The sequence below is a fragment of the Sphingomonas sp. genome (assembly GCF_017745215.1).
Classification (GTDB): Bacteria; Pseudomonadota; Alphaproteobacteria; order Sphingomonadales; family Sphingomonadaceae; genus Sphingomonas.
Genome location: NZ_JAGHZV010000004.1, coordinates 1 through 19,826, shown reverse-complemented (window position 1 = coordinate 19,826; position 19,826 = coordinate 1). Strand labels below are relative to the sequence as shown.

The following is a 19,826-nucleotide window of genomic DNA, read 5'->3' as shown; positions in this document are numbered from 1 at the left end:
TTCAGTAGACGACGACGCTGCGGATGCTCTCGCCCGCGTGCATCAGGTCGAAGCCCTTGTTGATCTCCTCGAGGCTGAGGACATGCGTGATCATCGGGTCGATCGCGATCTTGCCGTTCATGTACCAGTCGACGATCCTGGGCACGTCCGTACGGCCCTTGGCGCCGCCGAACGCGGTGCCCTTCCACACCCGGCCGGTGACGAGCTGGAAGGGGCGCGTCGCGATCTCCTTGCCCGCCTCGGCCACGCCTATGATGATGCTCTCGCCCCAGCCGCGGTGGCAGCATTCGAGCGCGGTGCGCATCACTTCGGTGTTGCCGGTCGCATCGAAGCTGTAGTCGGCGCCGCCGTCGGTGAGCGCGAGGACTTCGTTGATCACGGCCTGGCGGTCCTTGCCGCGGCCGTCGACGAAGTGAGTCATGCCGAACTGGCGACCCCAGGCCTCGCGGTCGGGGTTGATGTCGACGCCCACGATTACGTCGGCGCCGACCATCCGGGCGCCCTGGATTACATTGAGCCCGATGCCGCCGAGCCCGAAGACGACGACCTTCTCACCGACCTGCACCTTGGCGGTGTTGACCACCGCGCCGACGCCGGTGGTGACGCCGCAGCCGATGTAGCAGCTCGTCTGGAACGGCGCGTCCTCGCGGATCTTCGCGACGGCGATCTCGGGGAGGACGGTGAAGTTCGAGAAGGTCGAGCAGCCCATGTAGTGGAAGATCGGCTGGCCCTTGTACGAGAAGCGGGTGGTGCCGTCGGGCATCAGCCCCTTGCCCTGGGTCGCGCGGATCGCGGTGCACAGGTTGGTCTTGCCGCTGAGGCACGACTTACACTGGCGGCATTCGGGCGTGTAGAGCGGGATCACATGGTCGCCGGGCTTCACGCTGGTGACGCCCGCGCCGACCTCGCGCACGATGCCCGCGCCCTCATGGCCGAGCACCGAGGGGAAGATCCCTTCGCTGTCGAAGCCGTCGAGCGTATAGGCGTCGGTGTGGCAGATGCCCGTGGCCATGATCTCGACGAGCACTTCGCCTGCCTTGGGGCCTTCGAGGTCGAGCTCGACGATCTCCAGCGGTTTCTTCGCCTCGAACGCCACGGCGGCACGGGTCTTCATCGCATCCCTCCCGGTGAATCGGTCGGGCGCCTGATCGGAGAAACTGCGCGGGGATGCAACCGGCTTAGGAAAGCACCCGATCCTCGGGCTTGTAGAGCGTCGCGAACACGCCGACCCACCAGGCGAGGCTGAGCGTCGCGGCGACGGCGATGAGCGCCGGGACGAACGCCGCGAGGATCGACGCGCCCGCGAACAACAGCCCCGCGCCCTGCACCCAGCCCGGCAGGCTGCCCGCCGCGCGCGCCTCGAGCGCGAGCAACGACGCCCAGAGGCTGAGGCAGACCAGCGCAGCCGAGCTGATCAGGCCCATCACCGCGCCGTGCGGCGAGGCCCGGCCGTCGCCGAGCCAGGCCGCCGCCTCGATGTACCAATGCGCCGCGACGCCGATCAGCACGGCGCCGGCGGTGCCGAGCGCCATCGCGAGCAGACGACGCGGCGTGCGCGGACCGATCACGTCGCCGAGCGTCCAGATCGCGAGGAGGAGCGCGCCGGCGCTCACGCACTTCACGATCTCGCTCGCGAGCAGCACGCCCCAATAGGGCTGGGCCTGGGCGGGAATGGCGTGGAAGGGGTCGGCGGCGCCGGTCAGGTCATGCGCGACGTCCCACAGGACGAGCTGGGCGACGGTGAAGATCAGGCAGAACAGCGCCGCGACCGTGCCGAACGGCCTCCCTGCCTCTCCCCGGAAAGTGCGTGCCATGCTAGCCTCCTTCGGCTGTATTATCGATATAATACACTGGGGCGCGCGGCTTGTCCAGCCGCCCGAGCAGGGAGGAGCGGATGAGCGTCGCAGTCGCGCGAGAGGGCGCCGTCACCATCGTCACGATCGACCGGCCGGGGAGCCGCAACGCCGTCGACCCGGAGACCGCCGTCGCATTGCGCGAGGCTTTCGCCGGCTTCGAGGCCGACGAGCGCGCGAGCGTCGCGGTGCTGACCGGCGCGGGCGGGAGCTTCTGCGCGGGCTATGACCTGAAGGCGGTCGCGGAAGGGAAGGCGCCGCCCTACGACCCCTATGGCCCCGGCCCGATGGGCCCGACGCGCGGCAGCTGCGCCAAGCCGGTGATCGCCGCGGTGGAGGGCCATGCCGTCGCCGGCGGGCTCGAGCTCGCTTTGTGGTGCGACTTGCGCGTGGCGAGCGCGAGCGCGGTGTTCGGGGTGTTCTGCCGGCGCTGGGGCGTGCCGCTGATCGACGGCGGCACGGTGCGGCTGCCGCGGCTCGTCGGGCAGGGGCGGGCGCTCGACATGATCCTCACCGGGCGCGCGGTGCGTGCCGAGGAAGCGCTGGCGATCGGGCTGGCCGACCGGCTGGTGCCCGAGGGCGAGGCGCTCGCGGCGGCGGTGGCGCTGGCGCGCGAGATCGCCGCCTTCCCGCAACGCTGCCTGCGCGCCGACCGGCTGTCGGCGCTTCGCCAATGGGAGCTGGGGCCCGAGGCGCTGCTCGAGGAAGCGATCGGCGGCGCGGCGCCGTTGCTGGCCGAGGGGGGTGCGGGCGCGGGGCGGTTCGCTGATGGTGCGGGGCGGGGTGGGCGATTCTAACGCGCACCTCAACCGTCATCCCGGCGAAAGCCGGGACCCAGGGTTACGGAAGACGTCGCTTGTGCCCCTGGGTCCCGGCTTTCGCCGGATGACGGCTGGAGGATAAAGCGGCCCCCGCCCGGCGGGCCAGGCGGGGTAGGGGGCAATTTAGAACTCCGCGCTCACGCCCAGCGTGAACACCCGGCCGCTGGTGGTGTAGACCACGGTGCGGTCGGCGCCGATGTCGGTATATTGCCGGATCGGCTCGTCGGTGAGGTTGATCCCCTCGGCCACCAGCCGGATCTTCGGCGTGATGTTGTAGTGCGCCTGGAAGTCGACGAAGTTGGTCGCCTTGTAGCCGTCGCCGATGTTGCCGCTCGAGCCGCCGCCGGTCAGGTACTTGCTGCGATACGCGTCCGAGACGCGCACGCCCCACACCGAATTCTCGTAGTAGAGCGTCGCGTTGGCGGCCCATTTCGAGAGGTTGAACAGCGGCACGACATAGGGCTTGCCGCCGTTGAGGATCGTCTGGTGCCCGTCGAACCAGGTGCCGTTCGCCACCACGCCGAGGTGCTTGAGCACGCCGGGGAGGAAGGTGAAGTCGTGCTGGAACGCAACTTCGATCCCCTTGATGTCCGCGCCCGGGCCGTTGATCGGCTGGGTCACGTCATAGGGGGTGTTGGCGTCCTGCCCCTGGATCAGCAGCGAGAGCGGCAGCCCCGTCTGGCCGAAGGGGATGGTGTAGGTGTTCGGCGTGATGAAGCTGTCCATCTTCTTGTAGAAGACGCCCACCGACGCGAAGCCGGTGCGGTCCATGTACCATTCGGCCGACCCTTCCACCGAGGTTGCCTTATAGGGCTTGAGGAAGGGATTGCCGAGGCTGAGGCTGCCGCCCAGCGGCCGCGTGGTGATCGAGCCGGCGGCGGCGAGGTCGCCGAGGCCCGGGCGGTTCATGTTGCGGCTCGCGCTGACGCGCACCACCACATCCTTGGCAACGTCGAGCGCGACATTGGCCGCGGGCAGCCAGCCGTGCGCGTTGGTCTCGATCGATACCGGCACGAAGCCGGCCGTCGTGGCGAGGTGGCCCGTGGAGACGAGGTCGGTCGAATAATAGCGGACGCCCGCATTGGCGCGCAGCCGCATGCCGCCGATGATCGTGTCGAGGTTGAACTGCGCGAAGCCCGACCAGGTCGTCTCGTCGACATGATAGTCGCTGCCCGCCGACAGGTTCTTGACCGACAGGCTGCGCGGATCGCCGACATAGGCATAGACCGCATCGACGTTGCCGACGATGTACTGGTAGAGCGTGTCCGGATCGACCAGCTGCTTCACGCCATTGGGCGCCACGATGTTCGCGGGCACATTGTGGAAGACCTTGTTGTTGTACTGGTAGCCGCTGTTGATGAAGTGCTTGAAGCTGCCGCCGACATCGAGCGTCAGGCCGTCGCTCAGCTTGTACTCGCCGTCGAGCTTCGCATTGGCGTAGCGCGTGACGATCTGGTTCTCCTGGGTGTCGAGCCGCTGCACCGTCCAGAGGTCGGGGTTGGTCAGGTCGACGCCATAGGTGTTCACCGGGATCGTGGGGCGGGTGTCGTAGCTGAAGGCCATGTTCTTGGCCTCCATGAACACCTTGTCGAACACCGGCTGGCTGAAGTCCGATTCCTCATAGCCGCCGAGCGCGCGGATCGTGAACCGGTCGCCCAGCTCCCACTTCAGGTTGGCGACGCCCTGGTAGAAGTTGGTGTGGTTCTCGACGACGTGATGCTCGGAGCGTTGGTCGATGCCGGTATAGCTCGCGGCGCGTAGCGTGTTCGAGGCGTCGATCACCGCCGAATGGATCACCTGCGCACCCGTCACCGAACTGCCGTTGAGCCCGTTGGTGCCCGCGCTGGCGAGCGCATAGTCGTCGCGATGGTCCCAGAGGCGGCCGTAGAGGAAGTCGAGGTCGAGCGTGAGGCCGTTGCCGGGATGGTATTGCGCCGAAGCGGTGATGCCCAGGCGGCGGCGATCGGTGTACCAGCTCGAGGGCGACTGCGCGGTCGGCTGGAACACGCCGTCGAGCAGCTTCTGGCGCGTCGCGGCGTCGATTTCGGTGCCGATGTTGGCGGCGTTGTACTTGGTGACGCCCCAGCCCCAGTTGCGATAACCGAACTCGTTGTTCTTGATCTCGCTGTACGCGGCCGAGACGAGGATGCCGAAGTCGCCCGAACGGAACGAGGCGAGGCCGACGATGCGCGGGGTGATGCCGCTGGTGTTGTCGTTGGTCTGGCCCTTGGCCGAGAGCACGAGCCTGGTGCCGGCATAGTCGAAGGGCTTGGCGGTGGTGAGGCCGATCGTGCCGGCGATGCCGCCCTCGTCCTGGTTGGCCGAATAGCTCTTCTGGACCGAGACGCGGCCGAACAGCTCGGAGGCGAACAGGCTGTAGTCGAACGAGCGCGAGCGGCTGACCGCGCCGCGATTGTCCATGCCCGAGGCGGTGTTGCTCAGCACTTCCATGCCGTTCAGCTGGGCGCGGGTGAAGTCCGGCCCGAGCCCGCGCAGCGTGATCTGGCGGCCCTCGCCGCTGTCGCGCGTGATCGTGATGCCGGGGACGCGCTGGAGCGATTCGGCGAGGTTGAGGTCGGGGAAGGCGGCGATGTCGGTCGCGAGGATGTCGTCCTCGGCGCCGACCGCCTTGCGCTTGAGGTCCTGCGCGCCGAGCAGGCTGCCGCGATAGCCCGAGACGATGATCTCGTTCTCGTCGGCGGGCACTTCTTCCTGCGGCTCGGCCTGGACGAGTTCAGGCGCGGCTTCGGCCTTGGGGGCCGGCGCATGCGCGACCGCCGCCGGCTGGGCCTTTCCCGGCTTCAGCACCACCACGCCGCCGCGGATCGACACCGCGAGGTCGGTGCCGCGCAGCAGCTGGTCGAGCGCTTCGCGGACGGTATGCGCGCCGCGCACCCCGGCGCTGCGCCGGCCCGCGACGGCCGAAGGCGCGACCACGACCTGCAGCCCGGTCGCCTGGGAGAATTGCGAGATCGCGGCGCGGAGATCCGTCGGCGCGATGTCGAAGGTCATGTGGGTGGCGAAGACGGCGTCCGCCGGCGCGGCCTGCGCCGTGGCGGGCGCAGCGAGCGCGAGCGCCAGGCTGGTGAGCGATATTCCCATTTTGCGATCCATGTTTTCCTCCGCTGGGGCGCGATGGCGCCTCGGACGGAAGACGGGATGCGTTCAGGCTCCGGACAAAAGAATTTTGTTGCAGTGCAATGTCATCTGGATGTCGGTTTGGCGTCGCCGTTCGCGCCTTCGACAAGGCGGAGCTGGTTGCCGTCGCGGACCACCGAGAAGCCGTATGCGCCGCCGATCGCTTCGAGCAATTGCCGCGGATTGTCGAGCTTGAAGCGGCCCGAGACGGGGATCCGGGCGAGCCCCGGCGGCGGTGCGGCGACCATCGGCCCGCCGCGCCGGTTGAGCGCGACGACGAGCTCGCCGAGCCGCATCTCGTCGGTGTCGAGCCAGTCCTGGCGCCAATCCTGCTGCGCCGCATCGAAGCGCTCGGGCGTGCGCGGGGTGCCATGCTCTAAGCGCGTCCGGAAGCCGGCGGGGACCTCGACCGCGTTGGCGCCTGCGCCGAAGCGGACCTTGCCGCGATAGACCGACAGCCGCACGTCGCCGCCGAGCATGTCGAGGTCGAAGGCAGTGCCGAGCACTTGCGTCGCCGAGCCGCCGGCCTCGACGGTGAAGGGCCGCTTGGGCTCGTGGGCAACGTCGAAATAGACTTCGCCCTGGCGGAGCTGGACGCGGCGCCCCTTGTCGCCCAGCGTCACGTCGACGCTGGTCGCGCCGTTGAGGCGGAGCCTGGTGCCGTCGGCGAGCTCGACGTTCAGCTGCTGGCCGCGCGGTGTCTCGAAATGCTGGGGCAGGGGCGCCGCGGGGGCGAACCAGCCCTGGTGCCAGCCGCCGATGCCGACCGCGAAGACCAGCGCGACCATTCCGGCGGCACCGAGGTTGCGCCGCCGCGCCTCGCGCATCGCATGGATGTCGCCGTCCGAGAGCCGGCCGATTTGCGCGACTTGCGTCATCGCTTCGGCGAGCGCGGGATCGTCGAGCGTCGCGCGCATCCCCGCGGCGGCGGCCTGGCGGCGTTCGGCGCGGCGGCTCATCGCTGGCCTCCCGGCGGCAGCCCGCGGCGCTCGAGTGCGGCGCGCAGGTCGGCGAGCGCGCGGCTGACGTGCTTCTCGACTGCCGCGACGCTCATCGCCAGATCCTCGGCGATCGTCGCGGCGGGGATGTCGTCGAGCCGGCGGCGCAGGAAGATCTCGCGGCGCAGCGGCGGCATCACCTTGAGCGCGCGGACGAGGATGTCGACTCGCTGGCGATAGTCGAGCACCGTGTCGGCGCGTGGCATCGGGCAGGCGATGTCCTCGGCGAGCTCGGCCGATTGCGGCGCGGTGCGATGGCGGCGGAAATGGTCGTTGACCAGGTTGCGCGCCACCGCGAAGCAGAAGGCGCCGACGTCGGCGACGCTGCGCGTGCGGCGATAGTCGTAGAGGCGGACATAGGTTTCCTGGACGATGTCCTCGCCGTCGGCGCGATCGCGCAACCGACCCGCGACGAAGCGCTCGAGCGCGGCGCGCAGCGCGATCTCATCGCGCTCGGCATGCCGCCTGGCGGCGATCGCCGTGAATTCGTTCACCGCGCCGGCTCCCCCAGGGAGCATGGGCGCGGCCGCCGTGCCGGCGCCGTCATATCTGCCTCCCCGCCCGGCTTGAGCGCCCGAGTCCCGGCCATGGCTAGGCCCGGCCTGTGAAGCGCGCATGACAATCGCTGCGCCGCCGCATAGAGGGCGCGAGTCTTCCCTCGCGTCATGGAGTCGAGCGATGCGTTACACGGTGCTGGCGGCGTTCCTCGGGCTGGCGGCGGCGGCGACGCCCGCGATGGCGCAGCAGCGACCGCTCTTCAGCATCGGCGCGATCGCCGACGCGCAATATGCCGACGAGGACAGCAACGGCGCGCGGCTCTATCGGCTGACCCCGAAGAAGCTCGCCGAGGCAGTGGCCGACTACAACCGCCAGAAGCTCGAGTTCGTCGTCCAGCTCGGCGACTTCATCGACAAGGACTGGGCGAGCTACGACGTGCTCCTCCCGATCGCGCGCAAGCTGAAGCACCCGTGGCATTTCGTGCTCGGCAACCACGACTTCTCGGTCGACGAGGCGCACAAGGCCGAGGTGCCCGCCAGGCTCGGCATGCCGGCGCGCTACTATGCCTTCGAGACGCACGGCTGGATGTTCCTGGTCACCGACGGCGACGATCTCAGCACCTTCGGCTGGCCCGAGGGAAGCCCGCAGCTGAAGCTGAGCCTGGCGGCGCGCGCGACCCTCTACCCCGACAAGCCCAAGTGGAACGGCGGGATTGGTGCGGTGCAGTATCGCTGGATCGACGCCAAGCTCGCCGAGGCCGACAAGCGCGGGCTCAAGGTGATGCTCTTCAACCATTTCCCGCTGTTCCCCGAGAGCCTCGAGGTCAACCTCTGGAACGCGCCGGACATCATGGCGCTGCTCGAGCGGCATCCCTCGGCCAAGATCTGGCTCGACGGGCACAACCACGACGGCAACTACGCCCAGCGCGCGGGCATCCATTACGTCAACCTCAAGGCGATGCTCGACACCGAGCAGACCGCCTATTCGCGGCTCGACTTCTTCAAGGACCGCGTCGAGGTTCGTGGGACCGGCAAGCAGCAGGACATGGTGCTCAAGCTGCGCTGAGGAGGCACGCGATGACCCGGATGCCCGCCCTGTTCATCGGCCACGGCAGCCCGATGAACACGCTCGAGTCGAACGGCTATACCGAGGCGTGGCGCGCGTTCGGCGCGCACCTGCCGCGGCCGCGCGCGCTGCTGGTGATCTCGGCGCACTGGTATTTCGGCGCGACCGCGGTGACCGCCATGCACATGCCGCGGACGATCCACGACTTCTACGGCTTCCCCCAGGCGCTGTTCGACTTCGACTATCCCGCGCCGGGCTCGCCCGAGCTGGCGGCGGAAGTGGCCGAGGTGGTGAAGCCGCATTGGGTGGGGCTCGACCGCGACCAATGGGGCCTCGATCACGGCACCTGGTCGGTGCTGGCGCATCTCTACCCCGAGGCCGACGTGCCGGTGGTGCAGCTCTCGATCAACGCCACCCAGCCGATCGGCTATCACCTCGAGCTGGCGGCGAAGCTGGCGCCGCTGCGCGATGCCGGGGTGATGATCGTGTCGAGCGGCAATGTCGTCCACAACCTGCGCCGCATCGCCTGGGACAAGCCCGAGGCGGCGTTCGACTGGGCCGAGCGCTTCGACGATGCCGCGGCCGAGCTGCTGGTGAACGCGCCGGGCGATGTCCTTCGGCTCGCCGAGCATCCGGACTATCGCATGGCCGTGCCGACGCCCGATCACTTCATCCCCTTGCTCTACACCGCCGGCCTCGCGGCGGCCGAGGGGGTGGGCGCCGAGCCGCTGGTGCGCGGCTATGCGCTGGGGTCGCTGTCGATGTCCTGCTACGGCGTCGGCGCGGCGGAGACGCTGCGCCGCAACCCCGGCTGCGCGGCGAAGCTGCCCGAAGGCGTGCCGCCGGAGCAGACCAACCTCTAGCATCCGATTCGCGGCGCCATCGAGGGGGCAAAAGTCACAAGAGTCACGACCCGTCGCGGCGATTCCAGTGCTTGGTCTCTCGCAAGTTCAAGGAGCGGCCGGATTGCTCCAGCCGCGCAAGCCAAGCAGGCCAAATCCTACATTGCAAGTCGAGCTGCACCCGCTGCCCGATGGGCTGGTCGAAGCGGGAAAATGGTGCTGCCGGTGAGGATTGAACTCACGACCTCAGCCTTACCAAGGATGCGCTCTACCACTGAGCTACGGCAGCACTCGCCGGCCTGAGGCCGGGCGGGAGGCGCCTATGTGCAGGGCCGACCCCGATTGTCAACCCGGGGTTGATGCGACTAACCCCTTCATCATGCCAGACGCCGACAAACAGGCCCGCCTCGCCGAGCAGCTGCGCGCCAACCTGCGCAAGCGCAAGGCCCAGGCGCGCGCCCTTACTAGCCCCTCCCCTTCAGGGGAGGGGTTGGGGGTGGGGGGTGTAAGTCTCACCGAGACCGGCGCGCCCGTGGACATGCCCCACCCCAACCCCGCATCAGGCAAATAGCGCCCCGTGCTATTTAGGCCATGCCGGGGGCATGGCCGACCTGATGCGCCTGAAGGGGAGGGGCTTAAGTAAGTCAGATCGGCGCACACTTGGCCTTCAGCCATTCGATGTCATCCCCCGACAGCTGAGGCCCGACGATCGCCAGCACCTGTGCGTGATAGGCGTCGAGCCATTCGCGCTCCTGCGGGCTGAGCAGCGCGGGCTCGATCAGCGTGCGTTCGATCGGGGCGAAGGTCAGCGTCTCGAACGCCAGCATCGTCTGCTCGGCGCCTTCAATCGCCTTCTCGACCACGAGCACGAGGTTCTCGATGCGGATGCCAAAGTCGCCCGCCTTGTAGTAGCCGGGCTCGTTCGAGAGGAACATGCCCGCGCGCAGCGGCTCGAGCGCCTGGCCGCCGGGATAGAAGGGCTGGGCGATCCGCTGCGGCCCCTCATGCACCGAGAGATAGCTGCCGACGCCGTGGCCGGTGCCGTGCGCATAGTCGAGCCCGACTTCCCACAGCGGCCGCCGCGCGAAGCCGTCGAGCTGGGCGCCGGTGGTGCCGTCGGGGAAGATCGCGGTGGCGATCGCGATATGGCCCTTGAGCACGCGGGTGAAGCGGTCCTTCATCTCCGCGGTCGGCGCGCCGACGGGCATCACCCGCGTCACGTCGGTGGTGCCGTCGGCATACTGCCCGCCCGAGTCGACGAGGTAGAGCTGGCCGAGCTCGACGGGCAGGTTGCTCTCGGGGGTTGCCTTATAGTGCGGGATCGCGCCGTGCGGGCCGGTGGCGGAGATGGTCGAGAAGCTCAGGTCCTTGAGCACGCCGGTCTCGCGGCGGAAGCCCTCGAGCTTGTCCTCGAGCATCAGCTCATCGAGCCCGCCCTGCGGCGCCGCACCCTCGAACCAGCGCAGGAAGCGGCTGAGCGCGGCGCCGTCGCGCGCCTGGGCGGCCTTGTGGCCGGCGATCTCGGACGCGTTCTTGACCGCCTTGGCGAGGAGGACGGGGTCGCGCAGGCTGAGGATCTTCGCGCCGCCCGCGTCGAGCGCGTCGAAGATCGCCGAGACCGAGCTGGCCGGATCGGCAGCGACGCGCTTGCCGGCGAACTGCTTGAGCGCCGGCGCGAAGGCGTTGCGGTCGTGGATGCGGATCGCGTTGCCGAGGTGCTGGCGGACCTCGTCGGTGACTTTCTCGGGCGCGACGAACAGGTCGGCGGTGCCGTCGGCGTTGACCACGGCATAGGCGAGCGCGACCGGGGTGTGGAGCACATCGGTGCCGCGGATGTTGAACGCCCAGGCGATCGAATCGAGCGCGGCGAGGACGACGGCGTCGGCCTTGCGTTCGTGGAGCCAGTCGGCGATCTCGGCGCGCTTGGCGGCCGAGGTCTTGCCGGCGTTGGCATCGTCCTGGACCGCGAGCGTGGCGTCCGATGGCGCGGGCTTGTCGGGCCAGACCGCGTCGATCGGGTTGGTGTCGACGGGGACGAGCTCGGCGCCCTTCTCGGTGAGCGCCTTGCGCGCTTCCTCGACCCAGGCGCGGGTGTGGAGCCAGGGGTCGTAGCCGATGCGACCGCCGTCGGGCGCGTGGCCACCGAGCCAGCCGGCGACGCTGGTCGCGGGGACCGAGACATAATCCCAGTCGTCGGCCGAGACCTGCTGGCGGACCTGGAGCGTGTAGCGCCCGTCGGTGAAGATCGCGGCTTCCTGGGGGAGCACCACGGCGGTGCCGGCCGAGCCCTTGAACCCGGTCAGCCAGGCGAGGCGCTGGGCATAGGCGCCGACATATTCGGACATATGCTCGTCGGTGAGCGGCACGACGAAGCCGTCGAGGCGCTCGCGCTTGAGCTGGTCACGAAGGGCGGCGAGGCGATCGGAATAGGAGGACATGGGAGCGATCCCTGTTGGACAGGTTGACACGGTTGACACCAGTCATGTCGAAAAACCTTGGCTTCCTGGCGCGCGATCAGGCGCGGCGAGGAAGAGGTCGGGACAGACTCGGTCGCATGCCGGTCTTCTGGCAGATTCGGGGAGTGTAGGACAGGGGGCGGGCCTCAGGAAGCGAGCGCCCTCCCACTGAATCGTCATCCCGGCGAAAGCCGGGACCAGGGTTATGGAGGACGTCGCTGGCGGCCCTGGGTCCCCGCTTTCGCCGGATAACGGTCGGGGTTCAGCCCGCCGCAGCCTCCTCCGTGTGGATATGCAGGATCCCCGTCAGCGTGCGGTGCACCGGGCATTTGTCCGCCACGTCCATCAGCCGCTTGCGCTGCGCTTCGCTCAGCGGCCCCTCGAGCGTGATCGTGCGGTAGATCGCCTCGAGCCTGGTCCCCGCCTCGACATATTGCGCGCAGTCCCGCGCATGGTTGCGGTCGTGACGCAGCCGCACGGTGATCGACTCCAGCGGGATCGACTCCTGCCGCGCCACCAGCCGCACCGTCATCGAGGTGCACGACCCCAGTGCCGCGAGCAACGCGTCATAGGGCGTCGGCCCGGCGTCGAGCCCGCCATAAGGCACCGGCTCGTCCATCACCCAGCCGTGACCGGACGCCTCGATCCGCGTGCCGAACTTGCCCTCGCCGGGCCGCGCGACCACTTCACCCGGCCTTAACGCCTCCTCCGCCATTCCTCGCTCCTCGCTTGCGCCGCTGGAAAGCCGCGGCGAACCTGTTATAAAGACCTAAGGCACTTGGCCCCAGGAGACTCCCCCCGCATGCTCAAGCTCTTGCCCCAGGCCGTCGCGGCGCTGGCCCTCGCCTTTGCGCCTGCCGCCTTCGCCCAGACCACGCAAGTGCCGGTGCCGACCACCACGCCCGCCGAAGTACCCGCAAGCCCGGCGCTGTGGGTGGTCAAGGACAAGGACACCACCATCTACCTGTTCGGCACGATCCATGTGCTCAAGCCCGGGCTGCGCTGGTTCGACAAGGGCGTCAAGACGGCGTTCGACCAGAGCGACCAGCTGGTGCTCGAGCTGCTCGAGCCCGACCAGGCAACGATGCAGGGCCTCATCCTCAAGCTCGCGTTCAAGCCCGAGGGCCCGACCGTCACCGAGCAGCTGCCCGAGGACAAGCGCGCGCCCTATGCCGCGGCGCTGACCGGCGTCGGCGTGCCGCCCCAGGCGCTCGACAAGTTCGCGCCCTGGTTCCCGGCGGTCACGCTCTCGGTCGCGACGCTGCCCAAATACGGCTACGACCCCGCGAGCGGTGCCGAGCGCGTGCTCACCGGCGCGGCCAAGGACGCCGGCAAGCCGATCGAGGGGCTCGAGACCGCCGAGCAACAGCTCGGCTATTTCGCCGGGCTCCCCCAGGCGACGCAGATCAAGTTCCTGACGATGACGATCGACCAGTTGCCCAAGCTGGCCAGCACGCTCGACCAGATGGTCGCCGAATGGGCGAAGGGCGATCCCGATGCGCTGGCCCGCCTGCTCAACGAGGACATGGACGAGACGCCCGAGATCGCCAAGGTGCTGCTCTCCGAGCGCAACCAGCGCTGGGCGCAGTGGATCGAGAAGCGGCTCGAGACGCCGGGAACGGTGTTCATCGCGGTCGGCGCGGGGCATCTCGCCGGGCCTGAGAGCGTCCAGGCCTATCTGGCCAAGGACAAGGTCAAGGCCGCGCGGGTTCAATGAGGAGACCGCCATGGCCGGCGAGCCGCGTCCCCTCCTCGGCCTGATCGCGGGCGTCGCCGCCGGCGTGGTCGCGTCCGCGGCGATGGCGGCGTTCCGCGCGGGCACCCAGCAGCTGATCGAGCATGCCGAAGGCGAAGCGGTCGCGGTGCCCGAACCCGATCCGCGGATCCAGGCCGCGCATTATGTCGCGGGCGGAGTGATCGGCGGGATCTACGGCGTGCTCAGCGAATATAGCGCGGACGCGAGCACGGGCTTCGGCACAGCCTATGCGGTCGCGGCCTCGGCGCTTGTCGAGGGCACGCTCAAGCCCGAGGGAGGCGGGGAGCCGGCGGATGCAGCGTCGCACCTGGTGTACGGCGCGGTGCTCGAAGGATTGCGCTGGCTGATCGCCGGGCGGCGCTAGAGCAGCAGTTCCTGCGCGGAGCTGCGCCCCACCGGTCCGCCGCCGCGGCGGCGCTGGTATTCGGTGTGCGCAGTGAAGCGGACGTCCTCGTCGCGGTCGGTGAGGAACACCGCGAGCGATTCCTCGTCGATCTCGTTCCACTCCTTGCCTCGGTCCGGGCCATAACGCACGCGCGGCAGCAGCCCCGGTTGCTTCGACCATTCGACCAGCTGCGCGACGCTCGCTTCGTTGAGCATGTCGCGAAGGTGGTGCGCGGTCACATAGGCGTCGGGGAAGGCCCGGTGCGCAGGGAGGCCGCGCTCATGCTCGAGCCCCTCGGGCCGGCGCCAGTAGCGCAGCATCTGATTCGAGAAGCCCGGACTGTCGGGCCAGAGCCGCAGCGCGCACTTCCAGGTGCAGATCCAGTCGGCGCCGCGCGTCAGCGCGGGGGTGCAGAACTGCTCCTCGAAGGTCGCGCGGTGCGCGGCGAGCGCGAGGCGGCGCGGCCAGGGGTCGAGGATCGGCCGCGCGACGTCGTGCCAATAGGGCGCGTCGGCGACGTCCTCGTCGCGGATGTGGTGGACCGCCATGGTGAGCGGCGGAATCGGGCGGCCCGGGTTGACCAGCCGGTTGCCTCCCTCCCCCTGCAGTTCCCAGCGCCCGTCGGGCCCGAGCGCGACGTCCTGCCAGCCGATCTCGCACACCGCATGCGCGGGTGGGCGGTCGCCAGTGGTCTCGAGGTCGATGACGCGGATGATCTGGGGAGGCGGGGCCATGGCCCCCGATATGGTGGCTTCGGCGCCCAAGCGCCAGCGCCGGGGCGCGAATCCCGCGATATCTCACGGAATCGGAGGGTGGCGCCTGCGCCCGAGCCGGTCCTTCAGCCCGAGAAACGGTCGCTCGATCAGATAATGGCAGAGCACCGCCGCGCCGATCGCTCCGGCAAGGTTCCACGGCAGGCGGAGCGGCAGGGGCGGCGCGTCAAAGCCATAGACGGCAGAGGGCGTCAGAAAGAGCTGCTGCCAAAGATAGATGGAATAGGACCAGGTCCCGAATCGCCGGACCGCCGGCCAGTCGAGCCAGCGTACCGCGGGCCGGTCGGCGTGGCGAAGGCTCAGCAGCAGCAGCGTCGAAATGCCGATCCCGTCGAACGTCCCGCGAAAGGGCACGGTGAAGATCCCACCCGTTGCGAGCCGAGTGAGGACGTGCGGCACGAGCATCATGGCGATCGCCGCCGCGGCAAGCGCCCGCGGATGGCGCTCCAGCAACATCGCGACCCGATCGCCGTGATAGCCGCACAGCAGCGCCATCAGGCATCCGAAGGCGAGCAGATCGGCATGCGCGAAGAAGGAATAGGTGGCGAACAACGGCCCGCCCAGGTGGAAATAGGAAAGAAGCCGCGCGATCGGGGCGAACAGGATCGGCAACAGGCAGGCCAGCATCGGTGACGAGAGCGACCCGGACAGGGACGGTCTGGACAGGGACGGTCTGGACAGGAGGAGCAGGAAGCTGGCCGGCCACAGCAGATAGAATTGCTCTTCCACCGAGAGCGACCAGATGTGGCCGACCGTCCATGGCATCGTGGGATCGAAATTGGCCGTGTAGGTGAGCAGCGCAGCGACCTGCCAGCCGGTGAGCCCGAATGCCGTGAACAGGCAAAGGCCCGTCACGGCCACCAGGAAGGCGCAATAGGCGGGCAGGATGCGAAGCGCCCGTCGCAGGTAGAATCCGCCGATCGAAATGCTCCCGGCGCGATTCCATTCGAGCAGAAGAAGATAGGTGATCAGGAAGCCGCTGATCACGAAGAATATCTCGACGCCGAACCCACCGTCGGGCAGCCAGCGCAGCACCCGGCCCACCTCGGGATCGAAGCCGTCCGCCGGCTGGATATGCAGCAGGAGCACGAAGACGATGCTGAGCGCACGCCAGCCATCGAGCGCGGGCAGGCGTGGCCTTGCCGTCAGAAAAGCCGGAAAGACCGGCGCGTGCCGATCGGCGCGAGGCCGGCTCGCCGCCGTGTCCACAGGCGTACGGTCGACTTCGCCAGCGGTTGCCACGTCGCTTTGCTCTTCCCTGCGCGGCGGCAGCGGATCGCCAGCCGTTCACGCGAGACTGGCATTCCAACGGGCCGTGTTCAATGCCCCACGCTCTCCCCGCGCGCCACGCCGCTCTGCGCGAGCTGCCCGTCGATCTGCGCGACGAGCCGGTCGAGCCCTTCCTGCGAGTGCGATTCGGCGCGCGCCACCAGCACGTCCTGCGTGTTCGAGGCGCGGAGCAGCCACCAGCCGTCCGCGGTGTTCACGCGCGCGCCATCGGTGCGGTTGACTTCGGCGCCCGCGGCCTCGAGCCGGTCGAGGACTTCGTCGACGATCGCGAACTTGCGGCTCTCGTCGACCTGGAAGCGCATCTCGGGGGTGTTGACCAGCTCGGGCATCTCGCTCTTGATCCGGGTGAGCGACTTGCCGATCGAATGGACCGCGCGGATCAGCCGGATCGCGGCATATTGCGCGTCGTCGAAGCCGTAATATTCGTGCGCGAAGAAGATGTGGCCGCTCATCTCGCCCGCGAGCGGCGCGCCGGTCTCCTTCATCTTCGACTTGATCAGGCTGTGGCCGGTCTTCCACATCAGCGGGTGCCCGCCGAGCTCGGCGATGCGGTCGTAGAGCGCCTGGCTGGCCTTCACATCGGCGATGATCGTGGAGCCCGGCAGCGCCTCGAGCACAGGTTCAGCCAGAATGGAGAGAAGCTGATCGCCCCAGATTACGCGGCCTTGGCCGTCGATCGCGCCCAGCCGGTCGCCGTCGCCGTCGAAGGCAAGTCCGAAATCGAGCTGCTTCTCGGCGACGAGCGCCCTCAGATCGGCCAGATTCTTCTCTTCGGTGGGATCGGGATGATGGTTGGGAAAATTGCCGTCGACTTCGGTGAAGATCGCATGATGCTCACCCGGCAGCAGCTTCAACAGCTTCTCGACGACCGGGCCGGCGGCGCCGTTGCCCGCGTCCCAGCCGATCCGGTAAGGCCCCGCGTCATAGCCTTCGAGCAGCCGCGAGACGTACAGGTCCATGATGTCGGCGTCGGAGACGGTGCCTTCGCCTTCCTCCCAATCGCCTTCCGCCGACATGCGGCCCAGCTTCTGGATGTCCTCGCCGAAGAAGCTCTTGTGCTGAAACACCATCTTGAAGCCGTTGTACTCGGCGGGATTGTGGCTGCCGGTTATCTGGATGCCGCCGTCCACTTCTAGCGTCGCCTCGGCGAAATAGAGCATCGGCGTGGGGCCCAGCCCGACGCGCACGACGTCGCAGCCGCTCTTCGTCAGGCCGTCGACCAGCGCCGCTTCCATCTCGGGCGAGGAGGTGCGGCCGTCGCGGCCCACCGCGACGCGGTGCCCGCCGGCGCGGCGGAGGAGGGTGCCGAACGTGCGGCCGATCGCGCGTGCGTCCTCGGCGCTCAGGGTCTTTCCGACGATTCCGCGGATGTCGTACTCGCGCAGCGACGTGGGGTTGAACTGGTGCGTCATGATCCCTCCGCGGAAAGCGATGTGGGCGCCTAATCCGCGAGGACGGGAGAAGTTGCAAGCGGCGTTGTTTCGCAGGTGCGGAAGAAGTGGGAGGTAGAAGGACAAGAGTTAGATTCACGCGAAGGCGCGAAGGCACGGAGAGGCTTGGAGTCGCTCTTGACGCTCGCATGACCGCGGCGGCCGAGCGGGCTTCGACGTCATGCGGTCGAAGCCGCTGATGCGGAGACGAACCTCTTCGCGCCTTCGCGCCTTCGCGGGAATCAAAAAAAGCGAATGAGCTCGCGCCGCGATCCGCCCTAATCCCCCAGCAGCAGGTCCCGCGCCGCGTTTACGCGCCGCGCCAGTTCCTCCGAGCCGCCGTGGTCCGGGTGGACCTTCGCCATCAGTCGCCGGTGCGCGGCGCGGATCTCGGGCTCGCCGGCGGTCTCGCCCACGCCGAGCAGCGCGCGCGCCTCGGCCCGGGCATGGCTATGGTTGTAGGCATCGCCGCCGTCGCGCGGCGGGATCGCCTCGCGCGGGCGATCACCGGTGACGCTGCCGCCGCGATAGCGTTTGGGCCCCACCCAGAGATACCAGCCGGCCCAGGCGACGAGCACGGCCAGCAGCAGCTTGGCCATGTGAGCGCCTCCTCAGGCGAAGAGCGGCAGCGCCGGCTCGGGCAGCGCCAGCCCCGCCATCATCTCGCGAAGCTCCTGGCGCGCCGCGACGTGCGCGAGCCCCATGTCGCCGAAGTCGCGCGAATCGAGCATCGTCAGCCCCTGCGGGAAGAGCTCGCGGTAGATCACGCGCTCGGACAGGCCCGAGATCACCCGGAAGCCGACGCGCTTCGAAAGCTGGTCGATCGCATCCGAGACGCGCTTCATGTTGCGCGCCTCGATATGCTGCATGCGGTTGCGCAGGACCACCCAGTCGATCGTCTCGCCATCGGCCTTGGCGCGGCGCTTGCGCGATTCCCAGATCAGCTCGGAGTAGAAGCTGGGGCGCAGCACGCGGAAGGTCTCGGGATCGACCTGGCCGATCAGGTCGAAGTCGACGAAGCTGTCGTTCATCGGCGTGACCAGCGTGTCGGCGTTGGTGACCGCGATGCGCGCGAACTTGTCGTCGCGGCCCGGCGTGTCGATCACGAGGAAGTCCATGCCCTCGCTCAGCCGGTCGAGCGTGTCGGAGAAGCGCGCCATATTCTCGCCGTCGTGCGTGTCGTAGCGCGGCATCGGCAGCTCGCGGCCGGTGCGCTGGATCGTCGCGGCGCGATTGTCGAGGTAACGGCCCATCGTCCGCTGGCGATGGTCGAGGTCGAAGCAGCCGACGCGCGCGCCCTTGGCCGCCAGCGCGATCGCCACGTGCACCGCAGTGGTGGACTTGCCCGTGCCGCCCTTTTCGTTCGCGAAAACGATGACGTGAAGCCGATTCGACTCGTCGCCCAACGCCTGCACATCCCTTCGCTGATCCGTCCGCCGCATTGCCGTGGCGTCCGGTGTTGATTGCCGGGCCTGCCCCCCATAGAAGGCCCGGCTTCCTGTCATATCGAAAGTGTTAACGCGTGCAAACCGTCCGTCAGCTTCCCGAGTTGCGAGAAGCGCTCGCCGCCTTCCGCGCGGCGGGCGAGCGAATCGCGCTGGTGCCGACGATGGGCGCGCTGCACGCCGGGCACATGGCACTGGTCGAGGCCGCCAGGCGCCCGGGGACTCGCGTCGTCGCGTCGATCTTCGTGAACCCCAGGCAATTCGGGCCAAGCGAGGATTTCAGCCGCTATCCGCGCAAGGAGCTGGCCGATTCGCGGATGCTGTCGCAAGCCGGCGTCGACCTGCTGTGGCTGCCGCCGGTCGAAGCGATGTACCCGGAGGGCTTCGCGACCAACGTCTCGGTATCGGGCGTGGGCGACGTGCTGGAGGGCGCGCACCGCCCGGGCCATTTCGACGGCGTGGCGACGGTGGTCGCCAAGCTGTTCGGCCAGGTGAAGCCCGATGTCGCGCTGTTCGGCGAGAAGGATTTCCAGCAGCTCGCGGTGATCCGGCGGATGGCGAGCGACCTCGACCTGGGGCTCGAGATCGTCGGCGTGCCGACCCAGCGGGAGGACGATGGCCTGGCCCTCTCGTCGCGCAACGTCTACCTGGATCCCGACGAGCGCGCACGCGCGGTGGCGCTGCCGCGCGCGCTGGGCGCCGCCGAGCGCGCGATCGGCGCGGGCGAGGATCCCGAGGCCGCGCTCGCCCAGGCGCGCGAGACGCTGGCGGCCGCGGGGTTCGAGATCGATTATGTCGCGCTCGCCGATGCCGAGACGCTGGGCGCCCCCGATCCGGCGCGACCGATGCGGCTGCTCGCCGCGGCGAAGATCGGCAACACCCGGCTGATCGACAATGTCGCGGTGGCGCCGCTGGGCTGATCACCCATCACTCGTCATGCTGACTTGGCCACTCAACCGTCATCCCGGCGAGCGCGAGGTCTCTGCGAAAGAGGGTGACTATCGATGTGTGATCTGATTCGATGGGAGGGAGCATCGGAGGTGTGGGATGGAGCAGCGAGGATTTGCGGAGGCGTT

18 protein-coding genes and 1 tRNA gene are annotated in these 19,826 nt (G+C 68.7%); 6 read left to right on the top strand and 13 right to left on the bottom strand.

All coding sequences use genetic code 11. The features are described from left to right. Position 1 precedes the first annotated feature (1 nt). Positions 2 to 1,114, bottom strand: coding sequence for an S-(hydroxymethyl)glutathione dehydrogenase/class III alcohol dehydrogenase (locus J7495_RS05300; protein ID WP_294055109.1), 1,113 nt, complete (start codon positions 1,112 to 1,114; stop codon positions 2 to 4). A gap of 64 nt (positions 1,115 to 1,178) precedes the next feature. After that, positions 1,179 to 1,814 carry a hypothetical protein gene (locus J7495_RS05295; RefSeq protein WP_294055107.1) on the bottom strand — a complete coding sequence of 212 codons (636 nt, stop codon included), beginning with the start codon at positions 1,812 to 1,814 and terminating at the stop codon, positions 1,179 to 1,181. 80 nt (positions 1,815 to 1,894) lie between these two features. On the opposite strand from J7495_RS05295, the gene J7495_RS05290 reads away from it, so the two are divergent. Continuing rightward, a complete protein-coding gene (locus tag J7495_RS05290) occupies positions 1,895 to 2,650 on the top strand; it encodes a crotonase/enoyl-CoA hydratase family protein (protein WP_294055105.1) in 756 nt (251 codons plus the stop codon). A gap of 147 nt (positions 2,651 to 2,797) precedes the next feature. On the opposite strand, the gene J7495_RS05285 is transcribed toward J7495_RS05290, so the two are convergent. The 3 genes from J7495_RS05285 to J7495_RS05275 all read right to left on the bottom strand — a co-directional run bounded on the left by J7495_RS05285 (position 2,798) and on the right by J7495_RS05275 (position 7,304). Beyond that, positions 2,798 to 5,788, bottom strand: a complete 2,991-nt coding sequence (locus J7495_RS05285; RefSeq protein WP_294055104.1) for a TonB-dependent receptor — start codon at positions 5,786 to 5,788, stop codon at positions 2,798 to 2,800. A gap of 89 nt (positions 5,789 to 5,877) precedes the next feature. After that, positions 5,878 to 6,771 (bottom strand): FecR domain-containing protein, encoded by an 894-nt coding sequence (locus tag J7495_RS05280; protein WP_294055102.1) that lies wholly within the window; start codon positions 6,769 to 6,771, stop codon positions 5,878 to 5,880. Beyond that, positions 6,768 to 7,304: a sigma-70 family RNA polymerase sigma factor gene (locus J7495_RS05275; RefSeq protein WP_294055100.1), complete on the bottom strand. Its 537-nt coding sequence runs from the start codon at positions 7,302 to 7,304 to the stop codon at positions 6,768 to 6,770. Before J7495_RS05275 ends, J7495_RS05280 begins: the two co-directional genes overlap by 4 nt. A gap of 184 nt (positions 7,305 to 7,488) precedes the next feature. Here J7495_RS05275 and J7495_RS05270 point away from each other — a divergent pair, with 184 nt between their 5' ends. Both J7495_RS05270 and ygiD read left to right on the top strand, forming a co-directional pair. Beyond that, entirely contained in the window at positions 7,489 to 8,373 is an 885-nt protein-coding gene (locus tag J7495_RS05270) for a metallophosphoesterase (protein WP_294055098.1), read from the top strand. A gap of 11 nt (positions 8,374 to 8,384) precedes the next feature. Beyond that, complete coding sequence (gene ygiD / locus J7495_RS05265) at positions 8,385 to 9,236, top strand: 4,5-DOPA dioxygenase extradiol (RefSeq protein WP_294055096.1); 852 nt, start codon at positions 8,385 to 8,387, stop codon at positions 9,234 to 9,236. 193 nt (positions 9,237 to 9,429) lie between these two features. On the opposite strand, the gene J7495_RS05260 is transcribed toward ygiD, so the two are convergent. From J7495_RS05260 to J7495_RS05250, 3 genes are all read right to left on the bottom strand, one after another. Next, positions 9,430 to 9,504, bottom strand: a tRNA-Thr gene (locus J7495_RS05260). A gap of 355 nt (positions 9,505 to 9,859) precedes the next feature. Continuing rightward, on the bottom strand, positions 9,860 to 11,653 hold the full coding sequence (locus J7495_RS05255) for an aminopeptidase P family protein (protein WP_294055094.1): 1,794 nt from the start codon (positions 11,651 to 11,653) through the stop codon (positions 9,860 to 9,862). Between the two features lie 280 nt (positions 11,654 to 11,933). Further along, a complete protein-coding gene (locus J7495_RS05250) occupies positions 11,934 to 12,386 on the bottom strand; it encodes an OsmC family protein (RefSeq protein WP_294055092.1) in 453 nt (150 codons plus the stop codon). An 87-nt stretch (positions 12,387 to 12,473) separates the two neighbouring features. Here J7495_RS05250 and J7495_RS05245 point away from each other — a divergent pair, with 87 nt between their 5' ends. Continuing rightward, a complete protein-coding gene (locus J7495_RS05245; protein WP_294055090.1) occupies positions 12,474 to 13,388 on the top strand; it encodes a TraB/GumN family protein in 915 nt (304 codons plus the stop codon). 10 nt (positions 13,389 to 13,398) lie between these two features. After that, the gene (locus J7495_RS05240; RefSeq protein WP_294055089.1) at positions 13,399 to 13,791 is read left to right on the top strand and encodes a DUF1440 domain-containing protein; all 393 of its coding nucleotides are present in this window, start codon (positions 13,399 to 13,401) and stop codon (positions 13,789 to 13,791) included. Here J7495_RS05240 and J7495_RS05235 read toward each other — a convergent pair. The 5 genes from J7495_RS05235 to J7495_RS05215 all read right to left on the bottom strand — a co-directional run bounded on the left by J7495_RS05235 (position 13,788) and on the right by J7495_RS05215 (position 18,711). Next, the gene (locus J7495_RS05235) at positions 13,788 to 14,546 is read right to left on the bottom strand and encodes an exonuclease domain-containing protein (RefSeq protein WP_294055087.1); all 759 of its coding nucleotides are present in this window, start codon (positions 14,544 to 14,546) and stop codon (positions 13,788 to 13,790) included. The two genes, J7495_RS05240 and J7495_RS05235, sit on opposite strands and share 4 nt — an antisense overlap. Positions 14,547 to 14,609: 63 nt before the next feature. Next, entirely contained in the window at positions 14,610 to 15,827 is a 1,218-nt protein-coding gene (locus J7495_RS05230; protein WP_294055085.1) for an acyltransferase, read from the bottom strand. A gap of 77 nt (positions 15,828 to 15,904) precedes the next feature. Beyond that, positions 15,905 to 17,287, bottom strand: a complete 1,383-nt coding sequence (gene pgmG / locus J7495_RS05225) for a phosphoglucomutase/phosphomannomutase PgmG (protein ID WP_294055083.1) — start codon at positions 17,285 to 17,287, stop codon at positions 15,905 to 15,907. 296 nt (positions 17,288 to 17,583) lie between these two features. Continuing rightward, positions 17,584 to 17,904 (bottom strand): J domain-containing protein, encoded by a 321-nt coding sequence (locus J7495_RS05220; RefSeq protein ID WP_294055081.1) that lies wholly within the window; start codon positions 17,902 to 17,904, stop codon positions 17,584 to 17,586. Positions 17,905 to 17,916: 12 nt separating this feature from the next. Further along, positions 17,917 to 18,711 carry a division plane positioning ATPase MipZ gene (locus J7495_RS05215; RefSeq protein ID WP_294055079.1) on the bottom strand — a complete coding sequence of 265 codons (795 nt, stop codon included), beginning with the start codon at positions 18,709 to 18,711 and terminating at the stop codon, positions 17,917 to 17,919. A gap of 116 nt (positions 18,712 to 18,827) precedes the next feature. Between J7495_RS05215 and panC the strand changes: the two genes are divergently transcribed. Then, positions 18,828 to 19,670 carry a pantoate--beta-alanine ligase gene (gene panC / locus J7495_RS05210; RefSeq protein ID WP_294055078.1) on the top strand — a complete coding sequence of 281 codons (843 nt, stop codon included), beginning with the start codon at positions 18,828 to 18,830 and terminating at the stop codon, positions 19,668 to 19,670. Positions 19,671 to 19,826 lie beyond the last annotated feature (156 nt).

What these genes read in the sequence shown, in the direction of transcription:
- J7495_RS05300 (WP_294055109.1), bottom strand. Translation starts at nt 1,114, where the DNA reads ATGAAGACCCGTGCCGCCGTGGCGTTCGAGGCGAAGAAACCGCTGGAG.
- J7495_RS05295 (WP_294055107.1), bottom strand. Translation starts at nt 1,814, where the DNA reads ATGGCACGCACTTTCCGGGGAGAGGCAGGGAGGCCGTTCGGCACGGTC.
- J7495_RS05290 (WP_294055105.1), top strand. Translation starts at nt 1,895, where the DNA reads ATGAGCGTCGCAGTCGCGCGAGAGGGCGCCGTCACCATCGTCACGATC.
- J7495_RS05285 (WP_294055104.1), bottom strand. Translation starts at nt 5,788, where the DNA reads ATGGATCGCAAAATGGGAATATCGCTCACCAGCCTGGCGCTCGCGCTC.
- J7495_RS05280 (WP_294055102.1), bottom strand. Translation starts at nt 6,771, where the DNA reads ATGAGCCGCCGCGCCGAACGCCGCCAGGCCGCCGCCGCGGGGATGCGC.
- J7495_RS05270 (WP_294055098.1), top strand. Translation starts at nt 7,489, where the DNA reads ATGCGTTACACGGTGCTGGCGGCGTTCCTCGGGCTGGCGGCGGCGGCG.
- ygiD (WP_294055096.1), top strand. Translation starts at nt 8,385, where the DNA reads ATGACCCGGATGCCCGCCCTGTTCATCGGCCACGGCAGCCCGATGAAC.
- J7495_RS05255 (WP_294055094.1), bottom strand. Translation starts at nt 11,653, where the DNA reads ATGTCCTCCTATTCCGATCGCCTCGCCGCCCTTCGTGACCAGCTCAAG.
- J7495_RS05250 (WP_294055092.1), bottom strand. Translation starts at nt 12,386, where the DNA reads ATGGCGGAGGAGGCGTTAAGGCCGGGTGAAGTGGTCGCGCGGCCCGGC.
- J7495_RS05245 (WP_294055090.1), top strand. Translation starts at nt 12,474, where the DNA reads ATGCTCAAGCTCTTGCCCCAGGCCGTCGCGGCGCTGGCCCTCGCCTTT.
- J7495_RS05240 (WP_294055089.1), top strand. Translation starts at nt 13,399, where the DNA reads ATGGCCGGCGAGCCGCGTCCCCTCCTCGGCCTGATCGCGGGCGTCGCC.
- J7495_RS05235 (WP_294055087.1), bottom strand. Translation starts at nt 14,546, where the DNA reads ATGGCCCCGCCTCCCCAGATCATCCGCGTCATCGACCTCGAGACCACT.
- pgmG (WP_294055083.1), bottom strand. Translation starts at nt 17,287, where the DNA reads ATGACGCACCAGTTCAACCCCACGTCGCTGCGCGAGTACGACATCCGC.
- J7495_RS05220 (WP_294055081.1), bottom strand. Translation starts at nt 17,904, where the DNA reads ATGGCCAAGCTGCTGCTGGCCGTGCTCGTCGCCTGGGCCGGCTGGTAT.